The 18,240-nt window shown below is 49.8% G+C and carries 11 protein-coding genes; 8 read left to right on the plus strand and 3 right to left on the minus strand.

Translation table 11 applies throughout. The annotated features are described in order from the left end of the window. Window positions 1-72: 72 nt before the first annotated feature. Together F4V43_RS13465 and F4V43_RS13470 are read right to left on the minus strand one after the other, a co-directional pair. Window positions 73-2,337, minus strand: a complete 2,265-nt coding sequence (locus F4V43_RS13465) for a diguanylate cyclase (RefSeq protein WP_150458765.1) — start codon at window positions 2,335-2,337, stop codon at window positions 73-75. 7 nt (window positions 2,338-2,344) lie between these two features. Next, entirely contained in the window at window positions 2,345-2,986 is a 642-nt protein-coding gene (locus tag F4V43_RS13470) for a hypothetical protein (protein WP_150458766.1), read from the minus strand. 192 nt (window positions 2,987-3,178) lie between these two features. Here F4V43_RS13470 and F4V43_RS13475 point away from each other — a divergent pair, with 192 nt between their 5' ends. The 4 genes from F4V43_RS13475 to F4V43_RS13490 all read left to right on the plus strand — a co-directional run bounded on the left by F4V43_RS13475 (window position 3,179) and on the right by F4V43_RS13490 (window position 5,968). After that, the gene (locus F4V43_RS13475; protein ID WP_223879886.1) at window positions 3,179-3,823 is read left to right on the plus strand and encodes a bifunctional transcriptional activator/DNA repair enzyme AdaA; all 645 of its coding nucleotides are present in this window, start codon (window positions 3,179-3,181) and stop codon (window positions 3,821-3,823) included. Beyond that, on the plus strand, window positions 3,820-4,371 hold the full coding sequence (locus tag F4V43_RS13480; RefSeq protein ID WP_150458767.1) for a methylated-DNA--[protein]-cysteine S-methyltransferase: 552 nt from the start codon (window positions 3,820-3,822) through the stop codon (window positions 4,369-4,371). Before F4V43_RS13475 ends, F4V43_RS13480 begins: the two co-directional genes overlap by 4 nt. Beyond that, window positions 4,352-5,257, plus strand: coding sequence for a DNA-3-methyladenine glycosylase family protein (locus F4V43_RS13485; protein ID WP_150458768.1), 906 nt, complete (start codon window positions 4,352-4,354; stop codon window positions 5,255-5,257). The genes F4V43_RS13480 and F4V43_RS13485 overlap by 20 nt, the downstream gene beginning before the upstream one ends. An 81-nt stretch (window positions 5,258-5,338) precedes the next feature. Further along, window positions 5,339-5,968, plus strand: a complete 630-nt coding sequence (locus F4V43_RS13490; RefSeq protein ID WP_150458769.1) for a hypothetical protein — start codon at window positions 5,339-5,341, stop codon at window positions 5,966-5,968. 131 nt (window positions 5,969-6,099) lie between these two features. On the opposite strand, the gene F4V43_RS13495 is transcribed toward F4V43_RS13490, so the two are convergent. Next, window positions 6,100-7,305 carry an MFS transporter gene (locus tag F4V43_RS13495; protein WP_411898465.1) on the minus strand — a complete coding sequence of 402 codons (1,206 nt, stop codon included), beginning with the start codon at window positions 7,303-7,305 and terminating at the stop codon, window positions 6,100-6,102. Between the two features lie 262 nt (window positions 7,306-7,567). On the opposite strand from F4V43_RS13495, the gene F4V43_RS13500 reads away from it, so the two are divergent. From F4V43_RS13500 to F4V43_RS13515, 4 genes are all read left to right on the plus strand, one after another. Beyond that, window positions 7,568-8,590, plus strand: coding sequence for an AI-2E family transporter (locus tag F4V43_RS13500; RefSeq protein ID WP_150458771.1), 1,023 nt, complete (start codon window positions 7,568-7,570; stop codon window positions 8,588-8,590). A 142-nt stretch (window positions 8,591-8,732) separates the two neighbouring features. After that, window positions 8,733-11,288, plus strand: a complete 2,556-nt coding sequence (locus F4V43_RS13505) for a S8 family peptidase (RefSeq protein WP_191089578.1) — start codon at window positions 8,733-8,735, stop codon at window positions 11,286-11,288. 30 nt (window positions 11,289-11,318) lie between these two features. Continuing rightward, window positions 11,319-17,666, plus strand: a complete 6,348-nt coding sequence (locus F4V43_RS13510) for a polymorphic toxin-type HINT domain-containing protein (RefSeq protein ID WP_150458773.1) — start codon at window positions 11,319-11,321, stop codon at window positions 17,664-17,666. Window positions 17,667-17,679: 13 nt separating this feature from the next. After that, window positions 17,680-18,165, plus strand: a complete 486-nt coding sequence (locus F4V43_RS13515; protein ID WP_150458774.1) for a hypothetical protein — start codon at window positions 17,680-17,682, stop codon at window positions 18,163-18,165. Window positions 18,166-18,240 lie beyond the last annotated feature (75 nt).

The following is an 18,240-nucleotide window of genomic DNA, read 5'->3' on the forward strand; positions in this document are numbered from 1 at the left end:
CCCTGCCGGTCGGCGCCGAGGGAGACCTTAACGGCGATAACCGGCCGTTCTTTCTCCCGGGCCGGCACGCGCTTAGACCGAGCGTTTGCTGCCGTAAGCGCGGACGCGGTTGCGGCCGTTCTCCTTGGCATCGTACAGGGCCTGGTCGGCTTTGTTGATCAGCTCGGTCAACGAGTGAACCGAGCGGTCTGACGAAGCGACGCCAAGGCTGATGGTGATGGTCTGCTCATCGGCTTCCAGTTCCACCGGCGTCAGTTCCAGTTGCTCCCGCATCGCTTCTGCGAGCCGGAGGGCGCGATCAGCGCGGACGCCGGGCAGCAGAACGATAAATTCTTCGCCGCCGTAACGGCCGATCAGTCCCCGCGAATGCAGGAGCTTCCGAAGTCGGTAGACGACTTCCTGAATGACCCGGTCGCCGGCCTGGTGGCCGTAGTGGTCGTTGATGCTCTTGAAATGGTCGATATCGACCATAATCACTGAGAGCGGATAATCCGATCCCTGGCTCCGGTCGAAGTGGCGTTCGGCCAGCTTCAGGAAGTACGTCCGGTTGTAGACGCCGGTCAGACCGTCGGTGGTCGCCATCCGGTTGATCTCGCCGAACAGCCGGGCATTCTCGATGGAGACCGCCACCTGGCTGGAGAAATCGGAGAGAATCCGGCATTCTTCCTGACTGATGGTCCGGTAGCCGATGCTGTAGAGGACGATCAGGGCGAGCACGCGTCCGTGGTACATCACCGGGATGCCGATGCAGGTACGGACGCCCGGCCCGGTTCCGCACGGGACCAGACTGCCGTCCGTCCACAGCACGGTCCGTTCGGCCAGCAGACGGGCATAGAAGGGGTCGTCCTCCAGGCCGCCCTCTTCATGCTTGTTCCAGACTCCGCCTCCGGAGCCGACGGCGGCTTTCGGTACATAGGCTTCTTCCTCTTCCAGCAGAATCCAGCCGCTCTCGCAGCCGGTGACCCGGGAGAGGCTGGTCAGCGCCAGCGACAGCTGCTGGTCGATGTTATGCGTCGAGGTCAGCGTCCGCGTCGCCCGGTGCAGCGCCTTGAGCATGACGGCCTGCCGCTCCTCCAGCCGCTTCTCGCTGCGAAGCAGATTGAAGCGGTCGGCCAGCGCCAGCGACAGCAGCATCGTCTCGGCCACAGAGCCGAGACGGATGCCGTAGAGCGACCAGAAGTTCAGCGGCAACAGCTTGAAGGCGGCGAGAATATTCAGAATCGCCCCCGCGAACAGCGCTGCCCAGGCCAGGCTGTAATACAGCACGGTCCGCGAGCGGAGCCGGACGGCGAAGACGCCCGCGATGCAGGTCAGAAGTCCGGCCGTGGCCGCATAGACGGCGATGCGGGTTGAGGCTGCGGCAGACAGCAGCGGAAAGGAGGCCAGACAGGCCATCATGCCGGCGGAGACGCCCTTCATGATTCGACCCATGCGCGGCGAATGCCGGGCTACGGACAGGAAGCTGGAGGTGAAGAGCAGGGCGGCCAGTGTAGTCAGAACGATAAACACCGGATTGCTCTTGAGCTCCCAGGCCGGCGCATTGGGCCAGAGATAGGCATAGGCGAGGCCGTCCCAGACCAGCTGCAGTCCGGCGAAGGACAGAATGAACATCATATAGTACAAATACGTCCGGTCCCGGATCGAGAAATACAGGAAGACATGATACAGCGCCATAATCAGCATGATGCCGTAATAGGCGCCCAGTATCAGATTGACATTCTGCTCGCGCTCCACGAAGCTCTGCACTTCCCACAGCTTCATCGGAAGCTGGAGATACGTGTCCGTGTGCACCCGCATGTACAGCTCCTGCTCTGCCGATGGAGGAAAGACCAGCTGGAACACAAAGTTACGGTGCAGGATCTCCCGTTCCCCGAAAGGCAGGGCATGCCCGGTATGCGCCTTCTGAATCAGCCGGCCGTTCTCGAATTGATAGAGAGTCACTTCGCTAAGCTGGGGCTTGGACAGTTCCAGCAGCAGGTTCTTCGCGTATGGAGAACCGTTATGAAGCCGGATTCGGACCCAGTAGACCGAATCGCTCAGCGTCCCGGCGAGCCCGCTGTCCGAATAGGAGCGGAACAGGCTGCTGAACTCCGGCTTCCGGACGTTCTCGATCGTCAGCTTGCCGGTCCGGTCCTCAAGAATGGCCAGGCGATCCTTGAGGTCCAGTGATTGCTGGAAATCCCCGGCTTCCGCGGGGTAAGCGGCTTCTGCGCGGGCCGGGAACCAGGCCAATACAAGCAGCAGAAGCAGTCCAAGCGCTCCCAGCCTGCGGGTGCAGGCCGAAGCGGGCCTGCGCCGGTCTGGGCAACCGGCGGTGCTGTTCACTCCCGGAGTCATGAAGCGCTCAGACCGGCTCTTTCTCGGGGTCCAGCGAAATTTCGATTTCTTCGCCGAACCGGCCTTTCAGCAGCTCGAGGTTGCCGTCCGAGGAGAAGTCCTTCGGCATGAAGCCGTTGACGACAGAGTCCTGGCTCAAGAGTCCCATGCGGATATACGATTCGGCGACCAGCTCGCTGCAGGTGTAGTTGTCCTGCTGGGAGCGGATGTGGAACAGGCGGCCCAGCGCTACTTCCCAGATCATCTCCCACTGGCCGGGATTCGGAAGTCCGTGAATTTCGGTGAACAGATGCCGAAGAGCGTCCAGCATCTCCGTCGTCCGATCCATCACCAGCGGCCGGACGGCGTAGCGCGGCGGCACATAAGGCACCACATCGCTGCCGTAGGAGCGCAGGCGGTCCTCCAGCTTCACCAGCTTCGGACCGGGAATATGGTCCTGGTAGGTCTCGTCGGGCAGGTCGGTCAGTGCGGTGGACTCCCAGAGAAGCGGGTACTGGAATTCCGGCAGGCGGACGGCCATGGCGACGTGCGACCACGGGCTGCCTTCAAGCTTCTCCACCTTCTTGCTGATTTCATATTGTCCGCTGAACAGAATCAGATCTCCGGTCTGAAGCCCGGACTGGATCTCTGCGTATGGCAGTTTATTCATGAATCAATTTCCCCCCAAGTCATGCGCAGGACGACAGCGCTGCGCACGGAATTCTGCTGACCAATTCGACAATGCAGGAGGAAAATCCTGTTTGCGGAGGAGAAAATGCCAATTTTATTGTGAAAATGTGTAAGCGGCTTGACTGTCGAGATCTTGCTCTCCTGGCCCGCGAACCTTATAGAAGCGGGAGTGATGCGCTATAATGGGGCCATGGAGGAGATCGACATGGATCAGACGCTCTTCGACCGGCTGTATCAGGCAGTGACTGCCTGCGATGCGGCCTATGACGGGGTGTACTATACGGGAGTTCGGAGCACGGGCATCGTCTGCCGCCCTTCCTGCCGGGCAAGAACGCCCAAGCCGGAGAATGTGACGTTCTACCGGACGCTGGAGGAGGCGCTTCAGGCCGGCTACCGTCCCTGCAAAAGATGCCGCCCCGACGAGCACGGGGCCCTACGCCCCGACGCCGTCCTGGCGATGCAGGCCGACGCTATGCTTGCGGCCGGGGAAGGCCGGCCGCCGAAGCTGGCCGAGCTGGCCGCGGAGCTGGGCGTCAGCCCCTGGCATCTGCACCGCATCTATAAGGAAGTGACCGGGCAGACTCCGGCGGCCCGGTCGGATGCGCTGCGGCTGGAGAAGGCCTGCGGGCTGCTGGCGGAAGGGAAGCGGCCCATAGCCGAGGCCGGGCGCTGCGCTGGGTTCCGCAGCGCTTCCCATTTTGCCGCCTGGTTCCAGCAGCGCACGGGCATGACGCCAAGCGAATACCGGCTGTCCCTGCGGGAAGGAGCAGCCGCCGAGGCTGCCGGAGAAGACATCGCGGAGGAGGAGAACCGATGAAGACGCGGATATACAAGCACGGGATGGAAGGAATAGGCCGGAGCTGGACGCTCTGGGCAACGGAGCGGGGCCTGTGCCGGCTGTCGTTCGGGCACGAGCCGGAGGAGACGGCGCTGGCCTGGCTGGGCCGGCATGTCCCGGAAGGAAGCATCGCGGTTGGTCCCGGTCCTTTGGCAGAATGGGGGGCTTGCGACCGGCTCGCAGATTACTTCGCCGGCCGTCCCGCCGCTTTCGGAGACCTGCCGCTGGATCTTCGGGGCACAGCGTTTCAACAGAGCGTCTGGCTTGCGCTGGCGGATATCCCCTATGGAGAGGTCCGGACGTATCGGGAATTGGCGGAGAGCATCGGGAAGCCTGCGGCGCTGCGGGCGGTCGGAACGGCCAACGGGCGCAATCCGCTCCCGCTCCTTCTTCCCTGCCACCGGGTTGTGGGCACGAACGGCACGCTGACCGGCTATGCCGGGGGACTTGGACTGAAGCAGCAGCTTTTGCAGCTGGAAGGCATTCGTAATGTGAGGGAGGGCGGACATGAGCGTTTTGCTTTTTGAACGGGAGCTGCCGGAGCTGTTCAGCTGGGAAGAATGTCTGGCTTATCTGGACCGAACGCCGCTGGAATGCCTGTTTCGGACGAATCCGGCGGACCAAAGCATCATCCGCCTGATCGAAGCGGACGGTCTGCGTCTTCCGGTGCGGCTGTCGCTCTCCCGGCCGGGTACGCTGGCCGCCGAATCCTTGACCGGGGAGATGCCGTCCGAAGCCGGACTTGCGGAGCTGCGGGAATATGTCGCGGACTGGTTCGATCTGGACCGGAACCTGGCGCCGTTCTATCAGCGGGGGGAGAACGATGCGGTGCTCGGACCGCTGCTGCGCCGCCACCGGGGCCTCCGGATCGTCGGCATCCCCGATCTGTTCGAGGCGCTCTGCTGGGCCATTCTCGGGCAGCAGGTCAACCTTGCCTTTGCCTATTTGCTCAAGCAGCGCTTGACCGAGGCGTTCGGGGAATGGAGAGAGTATGAGGGGGAACGCTATCCGCTGTTCCCGAAGCCGGAGGCGCTGCGGGGCGTGACCGAAGAGGAGCTGATGCGCCTGAAGCTGAGCGGAAGCAAGGCCCGGACCGTGCTCGAGGTCGCCCGGCGGATCGACGAAGGGCTGCTCAGCCGGGAAGAGCTGCTAGCGCTTGCGTCGCCGGAGGATGCGGGGCGTACGCTGACGGCAGTCAAGGGCATCGGCCCCTGGACGGCGGCCTATGTGCGGATGCGCTGTCTGCGCGATCCGAGCGCTTTTCCTATCGGGGATGCAGGACTGCACAACGCGGTGCGGCATACACTCGGGACCGACCGGAAGCCGACGATGCCGGAACTGCTGGAGTTGTTCGCAGGGTGGAGAGGCTGGGAGGCGTATGCCACCTTCTATCTGTGGCGCGTTCTGTACTGACAAGCCCGTTTTTGTCGGTGAAGGCCAATTATTCCCGCTGTCCGTATTCGTGCCTTCTAGGCAAGAAGTGTTCTGCGAAGAATGGACATACGCAGAGTAAGACGAGGCTTTGCTTTTTTGGAGGGGGTCATAATTCTGAGAAGAAAACTTATAGCGGTCACGCTGCTCGTGCTTCTCATTCAACTTACCGGTTGTGATCGGCATAACGGGAGATATACGGAAGAGCTGAACGCATTGTCCGAACATATGAAAGAAAACCAAGGGTTCTCGAAAACGATTTCCAATGACCGGTACAAGTTGACAGCAACCGTTGATTTAAGTCAAGAACAAGACGCTGACCGTTTAGTCTATGAGATCTTTATCCGCAAACCGCGGACGCCAATGAAAGATATTCTGATGAGTTTCTCTTTGGATCCCGATATGTCGAAGAGGCTGAAGACGAGTGATGTTTTTCAAAGCAACGCCTTCAATGACAAGCCTGTAAATTTTAATCCGGGTGAGGATATGAATGGAATCAGCCTGTTCAGGGGCTTTATACTCGACAAAGAGTTGTTGGATAAACATACTTTGAATATCTTTAGAACGCTGTATGTAAAAATTACGTATAGTGACCCCGATGGAGATAAAAGGACGGATTATGTTAAAATGCAGGCCGAGCCATCAGATGCTGTAAGGCGTTACCTGGTGAATGGGGCAAATAAGGGCAAATAATAGAGAGCAGACCAAAGAGACGGCCGCGTGTCAAGCGCAGGCCGTCTGTTTTTGCATTCAGGAGGGGCGCGGATTAGCCCGCCCCTAATTCCATATATCGAAGTCCGCGGCGCGAAGCCGTCGCGTCTGCCTTACAGCAGTTCGCCGCGCTTCTTCAGCAGCCGGTAGAGCGGAATCGCAGACAGGGCGCACAGGATGGCGCACAGCCCGATGAAGCCGTACCCGGCCTGAAGTCCGCGCAGCAGGGCGTTGTCTCCGTCTCCGCCGGAGACCATCCGCCGGATGCCGGAGATAATCGCGCCGATGGCATAGTTGCCGAGCACGCTGCCGACGCCCATCAGCGTGACGATGAACGTGATGACGGCATCGCTGCCGCGCCGGTAGCGCTGGGCAATCAGGGCCATCACGGTCGGATAGACCGGGGCGATGCCGACGCCCGCCGCGGCGAACAGGAAGGCGCCGGGCTCGCCGGCGAAGATGGCGGCGAAGGTCAGCACTCCGGATACGGCCGAGAAGAGAATGAGCGACAGGGCGAAGCCGATCCGGTCGGTCACCGGTCCGAGCAGCAGCCGGCCGAGGGTGAAGCAGAGGAAGAAAGCGGACAGCATCGCCGAGGAGGAGGGTCCGCTCCAGCCGTAGGCTTTTTCGAGGAAATTGACGAGCCAGCCGCCCACGGCCATCTCCGAGATGACCCCGAACGACAGAATCGCCACCAGCAGCCAGATCACGCGGTCGCCCATAATGGTCTTCAGCGGAATCCGGTCCTCCGGCATGTTGCTGTGGGCCGGGAATTTGCCGGCCAGCGCCGGAATCATCGGCAGTACGGACAGCAGCAGAATAATGAGATAGACATCGCGCCAGTCGAGCAGTCTGCCGCCTACGTGCAGCGTCATCATGCCCGAGGCGACCATCGGGGCGACGGTGGAGCTGAGTCCGTAGAAGAAGTGCGACAGATTCATCATGGTCCCTGTGTTGCGGACAAAGATGCGCGCGCCCAGCACGGCCAGCCCGATCTCCAGCATGCCGTTGCCGATGCACATGAGGAAGAAGGACGACGACAGCGTCGGATAATTATGGGACCAGAAGATGAAGATGCCGGATACGGCCATTGAGCCGAAGCTGATAAGACAGACGGCCTTGATGCCGATCCGGCGGATCAGCCAGGCGGTAAAGGTGCAGGCCAGCAGATAACCGAGCGAATTGAGCGACAGGAGCTGGCCGATCTCAAGCTCGCCGAGCCCGAGCTCCGTCTGGATACGGGGGATGGCCGGGCCTTTGATATTCTCGGAGAAGCCGAAGATCAGGAACCCGACAAATACAGTCAGGACCTGCAAGATATAATGGCGTCTCGATGAGGCGGCGTTCGCTTCGGGAAGCGCCCGGGCGTCCGGGGGATGGGGATTCGTCACAGTCTGGTAAGCCTCCGTCTAAGTTGATGGTCAAGCTGTTGTGCGAAGTTGACCGGTCCTTTTGCCGGGCGGCCAATTCTTGTATTATACAGGTTAAGCGGCCGGTTCGGGAAGATTCGATTTGCGGGACGCGCAGGGCATACGGTAGACTGTACCTAAGTGCAATTTGCAAGGTGAATGGAGAGAGAGCATGGAAGTTCTGAAGCGGTTTTCCGCCAATCTGACCGTGAGGCGGTTCGCCATCCTGATTTTGATCGGTCTGTTGATCTACGGCATTCGGGATATGCTGAACCTGGTGCTGCTGACTTTTCTGATTGCGTATATCATGAACAGCTTTCAGGTGATGCTGTCCAAGGCCATCGGCGGCTATATCCGCGTCAACAGCAAGGTGATTGTCATCGTTCTGTATCTGGCTTTTGTCACGATGCTGACCTTGGCGCTGATTCATTATTTGCCGAAGATCTTCGTGCAGGTCAAGCAGCTGACCAATTTCCTCAATAATCTGACTCCCGAGAACATTCCCCAGAATGACTTCGCCCAGTACCTGTTCCGAACCGTCAAGGATCTGAACTATCAGGATTATATGGAGCGCGGGCTGGATTATGTCACCGCCATCGGCAACTGGGGCACGACCTTCGTGTTCTCTCTCATCTTAAGCCTGGTCTTCATTCTGGAGAAATCCCGGATCGTGGCGTTCACGGCCCGGCTGAAGGACAGCAAAATCTCGTGGTTCTACAACGAGCTGGAGTATTTTGGACTCAAATTCATCCAGTCGTTCGGCAAAGTGATCGAGGCGCAGATTCTGATCGCCCTCTTCAATACCGTCTTTACCGTTATCGGCCTGGTTATTATGCAGTTCCCGTACCTGTTCGCGCTCGGCGTCATGATCTTCCTGCTCAGCCTGATTCCCGTAGCGGGCTTCGTCATTTCGCTGATTCCGCTCTGCATTATCGGCTATAACATCGGCGGCCTGGAGACGGTAGTCTTCGTGCTCGTGATGATCGCCGTGTTGCACTTCCTGGAGGGCTACTTCCTCAATCCGAAGCTTATGGCTTCCAAAATGAACCTGCCGATGTTCTACACCCTCGTCGTCCTGCTGTTCTCCGAGCATTACCTCGGCGTGTGGGGCCTGATCCTCGGCATCCCGATCTTCGTGTTCGTGCTGGATATCCTGGATGTGCGGCGGGGCGGGAAGATAGGGGAAGAAAAATAAGATTATTCAAATGATAACCGGCCCTGGATGGGGCCGGTTTTATTTTGGGCTGTTAAACAACACAAAATAATCCAACGTAAATTTTTGATTTCTAAGATATATTTATTTTTGTGTTTATAAAAACTGGGGGAGAGGGAATAGGTTGGATAAAAAGAGATTATTTTTTTGCATTTTGTTTGTATGCTTTTTAATAGGAGGATTTGCGGCTCCTGTAAAAACTACTCTGGCTGCCGCCGAAACTCAAAAAGATGTAATTGTTACGTTCAAACAAGAGATCAATGAAAATGTACTTCCTAATTCTAGGATTAAGAAAAAACATAAGCGCCTTCATGCCGTTTCATTGAAATTAAGCAATAAAGAAATTGAAAAGTACAAAAAAGATCCTGCAGTAAAATCCATAGAACCGGATATTGAATTAAAGGCAGATGTTCAGTCCGTTAGTTCCAACAATTTAACTGAAGAAGGTATACAAAAGAACCCCGAAGGTTCTTTTACAGGAAAAAATATAAAAATAGCTATCGTAGACACAGGTATTGACCTTCATCATCAGGATCTAAAAGTAGCGGGAGGACAATCTTTTGTCTCGTATACTTCCTCTTATGATGACGATCATGGTCACGGAACACATGTCGCAGGTATTATAGGTGCATTGAATAATGGCATAGGGATAATAGGGCAAGCACCTGATTCTGAATTGTACGCCTTAAAAGCTCTAGATAGTGATGGGAATGGGAAGCTATCCAGTGTGATTTCAGCTATTGAGTGGAGCATCGCCAACGATATGGACATTATTAATTTAAGTTTATCTACGGATATTAATTCAGTAGCCTTAAATGAAGCCGTTAACTTGGCCTATCAGGAAGGGATATTAATAGTAGCGTCTGCAGGTAATAACGGAAGCAGCAATGGCAACCAAGATAATATACAATACCCAGCTAAGTACCTCTCTGTTATCTCGGTTGGTTCGATAGACTCTAAGAACAAACGCTCTGTTTTCTCAGCCACGGGTCCTTCGCTAGAAGTAATGGCTCCAGGGGAAGAAATACATAGTGCATATATAAATAATAGTTACTCTACAATTAGTGGAACATCCGTAGCTACTTCGTTTGTAACCGGTATGTTGGCGCAAATGAAGGAGGAACACCCAAACCTCAACAATAAGGAATTGAGAGAAATACTGGATCGAAATGCTATGGACCTTGGTGAAACCGGAAGAGACAACCAATACGGATACGGGCTTGCTCAATTGGGGGAAAGCCCTAATCCTAATCCGACCTTGCCTGAAACGGAGGATAAGGACCAGAATTCAACTACAAAAGATGGCTCCGTAAAAGTGTCGCTGGCACCCTGGCAGGTTGCAGTTTCTGGAAATTCTCCAACAGGGCGCACTTACGGAATTACTTGGGTAACAGATCATATCGTATTGAAAACTGCCCGTTCTTCTACTAACTATGAACAGGTCTGTAACTTGTCAGTAAGTGAACTTGTCCCCGATCCTACAAAGTTCAAAACTCTAGATAAAGCTAGTTGGAGTGATAGTAATTTATATGTCGAATTTACTACTACTTTTGGAGTGAGATACAAAACCTTTGTTAATCCGCTTGCTCCAATAAACGTCAGTCCCGGCAATAGTTACTCTCCGCCCATCATACCAATTGATACTCCTCCTACATTAATGTGGAAATTGCAGAGTAACGATGCTGTACAGACCGCTTATCAAGTAGTGGTTGAATCAAGCAATCATGTCCCTTTATATGACTCAAAATGGGTGAGTTCGAGCAATACAAATTTTACGCTTCCCTCTGGGATTCTTAAGGAAGGAAGCCTTTACTACTGGAGAGTAAGCATCAGGAATGAAAAAGGGGAGCCTATGCCATTCTCGAATTACTTTTTCTTCCGAACTAATTATAAGCCTTACGCTTCATTCACTTCTTATAACGATGGGCAGGAACTCACAAATAACTCATCAATCAACTTAACATGGTCGTATAGTGACTCTAATGGGAGTGAACAACAACAAAATTATTACCAAATTCAAGCTTCCAGAGATAACTGGTCATCTGTTGCTTTTGATAGCGGGAAGTTGATAGGGTCTTCCAAAAGCTACTCTATCAATAAACTTGAAGCGGGTGCATGGAGTTTTAGAGTATTCGTCTCAGACGGCTTGGACTGGTCTACTCCATCCTTCCGGACGAATCTTATAGTACCTGACATAGCAGAGCCTAACAATACAATCGAACAAGCATATTCCCTGATCACAAGCAATATGGAGGGGTTTCTTATTAATTCTGCAACGGACGTAGATTACTTTTCCTTTAAAGCCTCTTTATCAGAAAGGGAAAAGGTAGTATTGGATGTTCCATCAGGTAAAGATTATGATATTTACATTTATAATAAGGATCAAAAATTAATAACCTCCGGGATATTGGGAACTGGAATAACGGAAGAAGTCTTCTTTAAGGTTGAAGCAGGCCAGACATACTTCATTAAGGTTGTTGGCTATAAAGGAGCCTATAGTCTAGCTGATGCTTATAGTTTAACGGTAGATAAGGCCGGAAGTGCTATATATGAGTATCATTACGACCCTCTTGGCCGAATAGACTACGTTATTATAGATGGGAAGTCCAGAATAGAATATATATATGATAATAACGGAAATTTAACCCAGGTAAAAACTCCCCTTAAAGTGTCGAAATAATTATGTTCATAAACAAAGTGAGGTCAAGTAATGATAAACAGAAGAAGAATCAGAGTAACAGCTCTTTTGCTGTCCATCTTGCTAACTATAAACTTATTTGGTGATCTTTCAATCTCTTTAGTGAAAGCAGAGACAAATACTAATAATTCTACTATACCTTCAAGCCAAGTTTACCAGTTAACCATGTCGGACATCTTAGAACGTTTTCAAACTACAGAAACGTTTGTACAAAGCCAATTAGACCAAGGCTATTCTTTAAATGAAATTTATAATCTATTCTTTCAATCCCAAGTTCGGGGGCTTAGCTATGAAGAGACACGATTGTTATTCAGTCCTTCTGAAGTAAATGCGTCTGCTGAAGTAACTCCGGAAGTATACAGCGAGCTTGTCCCTCAGGAACTGCGGAATATACCAATAGTGCCGCTAAACAGCGTGACTGGCGTTGTATATGACGAACCGAAATCTTCTGAAATTGCTGATACCGTTAATAATAGTGTTTATCTAAGCAATAAGAGATCTATGTTACGTGCTTCTGCATTGGATGCACCAGAAAATCCGGTGCTGGAGAAACCGCCGGTGTATTCCAAAACTTCATTTAACGAAGCGCCTTACACAGTAGGGTTAGACAACGAATCAATCTCCACCTTAAGCGGAGGAGTGTCTCTCCGCAGCGACGATTTAACCCTGCCCGGGAGAAATGGCCTCTCGTTTACATTGAGTCGTCAATATAACACAGGAGACGCTCAATTTTTTGATATGGGATATGATTACACTACGTATGCATATCCGGAGTATGCTTGGCGTGTCACCTATAATGCTATACGAGTTCCGGTTATCACGAAGTATGATGTGCTTGTTCAAGAATATATGCTCATCCAATATGACCAGAACTCGGACGGGATTATGGATCACTTTTCGGGTCCTCTTCTTCAAGACCCAACAATAGACCAAACATATGATACTGAGGAGCAGGCGCAAAATGCAGTTAACCTTCTTTCCAATCGTTATTATAAAGTTCCGGGTGATTCCTTATATCTGACTGATTCGCGATCGTCATCTGTAAATTCCTTTCAAGATACTATTCCTCCATGGAACGGGTACAGCGGAAGTCTTAAGAAAGTTGGCGCTGTCAAAGTTACGGGTTCTTACACAGCAGCCCAAAGTAAAGTGGCCACAGGAACACGTACACGAACAATTTCGGGGGTATACAACCCGAACGGAACCTGGGAAGCACAAGTGTATAGCGATGAAGTCCCGCTTTCACTACCCTACTCTGATTCGGATGGTTACAAAGGGGATTTGACCAGAACCGGGACGACTACCCAAAAGACTTGTCCTACTCAAGGAACACCTGGATGGGTATGCACCAAGTCCTTCCAAGCGGAGTACTCTGGAACTGTTCGAAAAGAAGCTGTGGACAATCGTCTCTATACTCAGGATTATGGTGGTACTGTAGAAAAAGCTGAGTATTATTCACCGGATCGATATACGCCATGGACCTCTACAGATAAAGGACGTGTTCGCTACATATATTCCAGATATGGGAAGGCCTTTCAGAAGCCTCGCGAAATCGAGGATACAAAGAATTCAAGTATAGAAGTAATGTATGGCGGTGATTTTGACCAGCAGAAAAATGCAGTTGCTCAACAAAACTTCTTTAATAATCGTTCCGGGATGTCCTTTGGGAGTACCTTTATTGAAGGCAACGAAACTGTCCATTATTATATAGCATCACCAGCAAGCGCCTCAATTGAGCAATATGTGATAGGAACAGGGGTAGGAGCAAATTACTTTAATACAACCAGTAAGCCAACCCTGGATAAGCTTTATCCTATAGGGAAAGGCTGGAGCTGGAATCTTCCATTCGTCGAAGTTAAAGACGGAAGGAATATTATTCATCCGGGAGATGGCGGGAGCTATACTATTGAGAACGGAGCGCTTAAAGAAAGCGAGTGGCAGGGAGTAAAGTTTGTTACCGATACGTCAGTAAACGTGAATGGAGAACAATCACAGAACGTATTGATTAGCTCCGACGGGATGACTAGACAATATTTTAATTCCAATGGCTTACTAATTCAAATTGCAGATTCTCAGAACAATACGATTAACTTTGCTTACACCTATAATGCAATTTATAATTCCAAGTTGCTGAGTCAGGTGAAAGATGCGATTGATAACACGATTGAAATTAATTATACGTCAGAGACTGTCACTCTGAAATCTGGTGATCGAACTGTTGTATATAACAAGCATACTGAAGAAGGCGTAGAATTGTTGGGCAGCGTAACCGATCCGCTTGGGCGAAAGACGACCTACAGTTATCAAATCAAAAATGCCTGGTTCAATTTGTTGAGTGACTATGCTGAACGAGCAGTATCCAATCCATATGCTTTGCTGACACGTGTACAGCATCCAACCGGAGCAATTACGGAGTATACCTTCGAGGAAGGGCCTGTTAAACGATATCTTGGGGAAAGATCGTATAATGAAAGTTACCGCCTGTCTTCTAGACTGGATCGTATCATTTATAAGAACGGCCAATCATCAGAATATAACCGAAAGTCAATCAACTACAATGAGACCGACATGGGATCTTCGGGAAATCAAGACTTGAATTTCTCGACTCGACTGAGTGACGGACTCACGGACACCTCGTTCCATTACCGGAAGGATTACATTGACACGGAGACACCGGCACGATTCTTTTTGGAATCCTCAGTCCAGAGTGGTGGGGGAGTTAGCAGAACTACCAGTTACGAATATGGAAAGTATGTGAACGGTCATTCCTATCCGGCTCAAACACCAACAAAAATAACCGTCTCAAATAATCAAAATGGGGATATTCTTGTAGAAACTACGGACTACGATGACTACGGAAATATCACTAAAGCGACAGATGCACAAGGTCATAATGTTACCTCAACTTATGATGATCGTCACTTGCTATCAACGAAAATGGAGCCCGCGAATGAGGGCAGTTACCGGTTCACTGTTTTTACACGAAATCCTCAAGGGGAGACTACAAATATTAGCGTAAGGAAGAATAATGCGGAAGGGGAACTGTTGCAATCTATCACATTTGATAAATTCGATGACTATGGGAATATTCTCTCTCAAACTGTTCGTAATAAGGATAAGAATATTACGGTCTTGACAGACTATAACGCTACAAATCACGCGTTTGCTGAAAAGCAAACGATGGATGTACACGATGCTGAAGGACAAAAAAGTACGATCTCGGTGGAAAGAGAGTATGACTCTTCTACGGGAGATTTATTATCTGCAACAGATGGGAAAGGCAATCGCAGCTCTTACAAATATGATGCATTAGGACGAGTAATAGAGGTTACCCATGCAGATCAATCCAACCTTACTGCTGTCTACGATGATTTGCTGAATACTGTAACAGTGACCGATGAGAATAATTTGGTCAGTCAGACGAAGTGGAATGCCCTTGGATGGCAATTAGAGAGTGGAATTTTTGAGAAGGGGATTTATAAGCGGAAATCATCTATAGTATATGATGCCTTCGGAAGAAAGGATTGGGATCAGGATGCTCTAGGTAACAAGACTCAATACCATTTTGACGCTTGGAATAGACTTACATCCACGGAGTATCCCGATGCTTCCAAAACCATAAAATTATACGATGATAAAGTCCGTACAGTGACATCTACTACAGGGGAAGGTTACTCCCAGATTGAAACCTATGATAAATGGGGACAAAAAGTTAAGGTTGAGGAAAAGGAGAATTCCGACAGCGAGATAAGCCTGTTGGGCAGCTATGATTACAATCAAGGGAACGGTGAGTTGTGGAAGTATACTGATGGAAAATCAGCGTCCACTACCTACAAATACAATGATAATGATGAGTTAATTTCGGTAACCAACGCATTAAGTGAGACAACCCAATATGAGTATGATATGTTGGGGAATCTAATTACGCTCACCCATCCGGACGGGACTAAAAAGCAGTACACATATAATGAACTTGGGGAGAGGTTAACTGCAACGGATGAGGCAGGCCGGCTTACTACTTATAGTTATGATAATGCGGGCAACCTCCTATCACAGCAAGACCGTAACGGAGTAATAACATCTTATGAATATGATAACCGTAATCGTCTGAAAAAGCGGATTGCCCCGGATGAAGCGGTGGAATTCACATATGATTTGGCAGGAAATCGCTTAACTATGAGTGATAATACTGGAACTACCTCCTATCAGTATGAACCGGACACAGGGTTACTTAAGCAAGTCACCTATCCGGATCAACTGAAGCTTCAAATTACAGAGTATAATGCAAACGGAAACCGCACGGAAATGACAGGACCATTTGGAGATTATGTTCAGTACTCGTATGATGCAATGAACAGATTATACAAAGTTGGCGCCAGTCTCGAGAACCCCATGGTTACCTATAGCTATAATAAAAATGGAGTTATAGACCAGGTTGATACAGATATAGGGTTGACACACTCCTATAAGTATACAGGTATAGATTTAACACGCAGCAGTGAAGAACTAGCCGGCCGCACATTAAATAAGTACGAGTACAAATATGATGTGAACAATAACATTCAGGAGAGGATCTGGACACAGCTGGGGGGAGAAGAACCCAAATCAATAACGGACAATTTTGGATATGATAAATTGAACCGAATTGAGACAAGCACAGAGAACAATGGAGAGAAGTATACCTATGACTCCCGCGGTAATCGGACTGGGCTAGTCTCAGGGACGGGACTGGAATCCCTGAGTGACAGAGAGTATAAGTACGACACGCAAAACCAGTTAACTCAAGCCCTAATAAACGGAAAAAAAGTAGAATATCATTACAATGGGGACGGACTTCTGGTCGAACGTATTGTAGACGGTATAACAACTCGATACTACTACGATGGAAATCAAATCATTGCAGAAGCGCAAGTAGTCAAAGGTCAACCGAAGTTGGTGGCCAGTTATCTGAGAGGGCTGCGCCTAGAAGCAATTCGTTATGCGGATGGAAGTATGGTTTATCCGGGTTATAATGGACATGGAGATTTGGTGGAAATCAGAAGCCAGCAGGGAGCGTTGTTGAACCAGTATAAATATGATATTTGGGGTAATATAACTTCTCAGGTGGAATCCGTATATAACCCTTTCCGTTATGCGGGTGAGTTATGGGATGATTCAACAGATCTGCAGTACTTGCGGGCTCGTTGGTATGATCCGAGTATGGGACGCTTCTTAAATGAGGATACGGTCGAAGGGCAATTTGATAATCCTTTAACGTTAAACCTGTATACATATGTATACAATAACCCATTAAGATATCTCGATCCCACCGGGAACAAGGCATGGGAGCCTTATGCGGTCAATCAGCTTAGACTCCTTATTGATGAAGCAAGGGTGAAAACCGGGTCGAGCAAGACGAATATAAATTATCAATTGTACAAGAGTTTCATTTGGAATTACTACGATTTCGGTTCTTTTATGAGTGAAAATCATTACAATTATCTGTACGGATTGTTAACAGGGACAAGTGCCTATAAAAATAGTGCTGGCAATGCAGACTGGGCGAGGGAAACTTTAATTGGCGAGTATTATAAATCCGTTGAAGCAGAATATGTTGCTTATCTTGCATTGGGAGCCGCTGTGCGCTCCACCCAGAGAAACACAAATAGAGGGTGTAACTGCTTTGTTGCGGGTACTAAAGCTCAAACAGACGAAGGGGAGAAGAATATCGAAGACATTGAAGTCGGAGATAAGGTTCTTTCCAAGGATGAAGAGACTGGTGAGGTAGCTTATAAAGAGGTTACGGCTACAATGAACCATGAGACGGATGAAATTTATCAAATCCATGTGGGCGACCAAGTAATAGAATCGACATTCAATCATCCGTTTTATGTGAAGGACAAGGGATGGACATTCGTTAAAGACCTCAAGGTTGGCGACTTGCTTGTTCAAAGTGATGGGAATACACTCGAAATAACTAGTATTGAAATGTTGCACAAGCACGTCACAGTTTACAACATGACAGTCGATGAATTCCATACCTACTTCGTCAGTGACCTTGGTATTTGGGTTCATAATACGAATTGTCCATTTGGGGCAAATGGTGTTCAAGTTACAAGTAAAACTATATGGAAAGAAAACGGTAGCAAGGCGAGGATTGATGTTGAGAATCCAAACCCTGGACAACGTGCAGGACAGATTCACTACCAAGATGCAAACAATAATAAGTATTTGTATGACCCCAATAAAAAGGCGTTTTTAGATTCAAGTGGAAATCTTGCTCCGAAAAGTGTAAATAAAATGCTTGAAGACCCTAACTTTGTTAAAAAGTTAAATGTTGGTCTCACGCAGTATCTTGGGGAAAGTCCTTATACTCCATAAACGAGGTGTTAGATTGAAAATAAATTCCAAGATGAAGAAGTTTCTCGATGAAATAGTGGACAAAGAAAAACAATCAGAAATTAAAATTAACTTCAATACTGCTAAGAACATTATTTTTCCTGAATTTTTTGAATGGGAAGGATGTGTTCTACTAAGGCAAGATAGTAACGATAATATGCCGAGTCAGTTCTCACCGAATCAGTTCATTCCTGATAGAACTGCATTTGAAGCAGATTATAACCATGTTCATCTGAATGATTTCTTCTCTGAAAATTCTAGTCCGTTTCAAGTATTTATGCTTGCAACAAAGATAATAGAAGTTTGGGCGGCTACCCTTTACAAGCAGTTCAACCCAAACAAGAGGTTCATTCTCATTCTTTCTTTTGACGACGAAGAAGCTGTACTACGCTTTTATACAGTCAGAGAAAATGAATCGCCGTGGCTTGATACTTCCTCAATAGAATCGTATGTAGACGGGCTAATGGTAATCGAAGTATGAGATAAAAATATTCAGACCTTGAGGGCTGCATGAAGTGCACCCCTTAGAATAGACATTGGAAAAACCCCCTGGTTA

Origin of the sequence: Paenibacillus spiritus, assembly GCF_008710135.1 — a bacterium.
Classification (GTDB): Bacteria; Bacillota; Bacilli; order Paenibacillales; family Paenibacillaceae; genus Paenibacillus_AQ; species Paenibacillus_AQ glufosinatiresistens.

What these genes read in the sequence shown, in the direction of transcription:
- F4V43_RS13490 (WP_150458769.1), top strand. Translation starts at nt 5,339, where the DNA reads ATGGACATACGCAGAGTAAGACGAGGCTTTGCTTTTTTGGAGGGGGTC.
- F4V43_RS13500 (WP_150458771.1), top strand. Translation starts at nt 7,568, where the DNA reads ATGGAAGTTCTGAAGCGGTTTTCCGCCAATCTGACCGTGAGGCGGTTC.
- F4V43_RS13470 (WP_150458766.1), bottom strand. Translation starts at nt 2,986, where the DNA reads ATGAATAAACTGCCATACGCAGAGATCCAGTCCGGGCTTCAGACCGGA.
- F4V43_RS13475 (WP_223879886.1), top strand. Translation starts at nt 3,179, where the DNA reads ATGCGCTATAATGGGGCCATGGAGGAGATCGACATGGATCAGACGCTC.
- F4V43_RS13465 (WP_150458765.1), bottom strand. Translation starts at nt 2,337, where the DNA reads ATGACTCCGGGAGTGAACAGCACCGCCGGTTGCCCAGACCGGCGCAGG.
- F4V43_RS13485 (WP_150458768.1), top strand. Translation starts at nt 4,352, where the DNA reads ATGAGCGTTTTGCTTTTTGAACGGGAGCTGCCGGAGCTGTTCAGCTGG.
- F4V43_RS13510 (WP_150458773.1), top strand. Translation starts at nt 11,319, where the DNA reads ATGATAAACAGAAGAAGAATCAGAGTAACAGCTCTTTTGCTGTCCATC.
- F4V43_RS13480 (WP_150458767.1), top strand. Translation starts at nt 3,820, where the DNA reads ATGAAGACGCGGATATACAAGCACGGGATGGAAGGAATAGGCCGGAGC.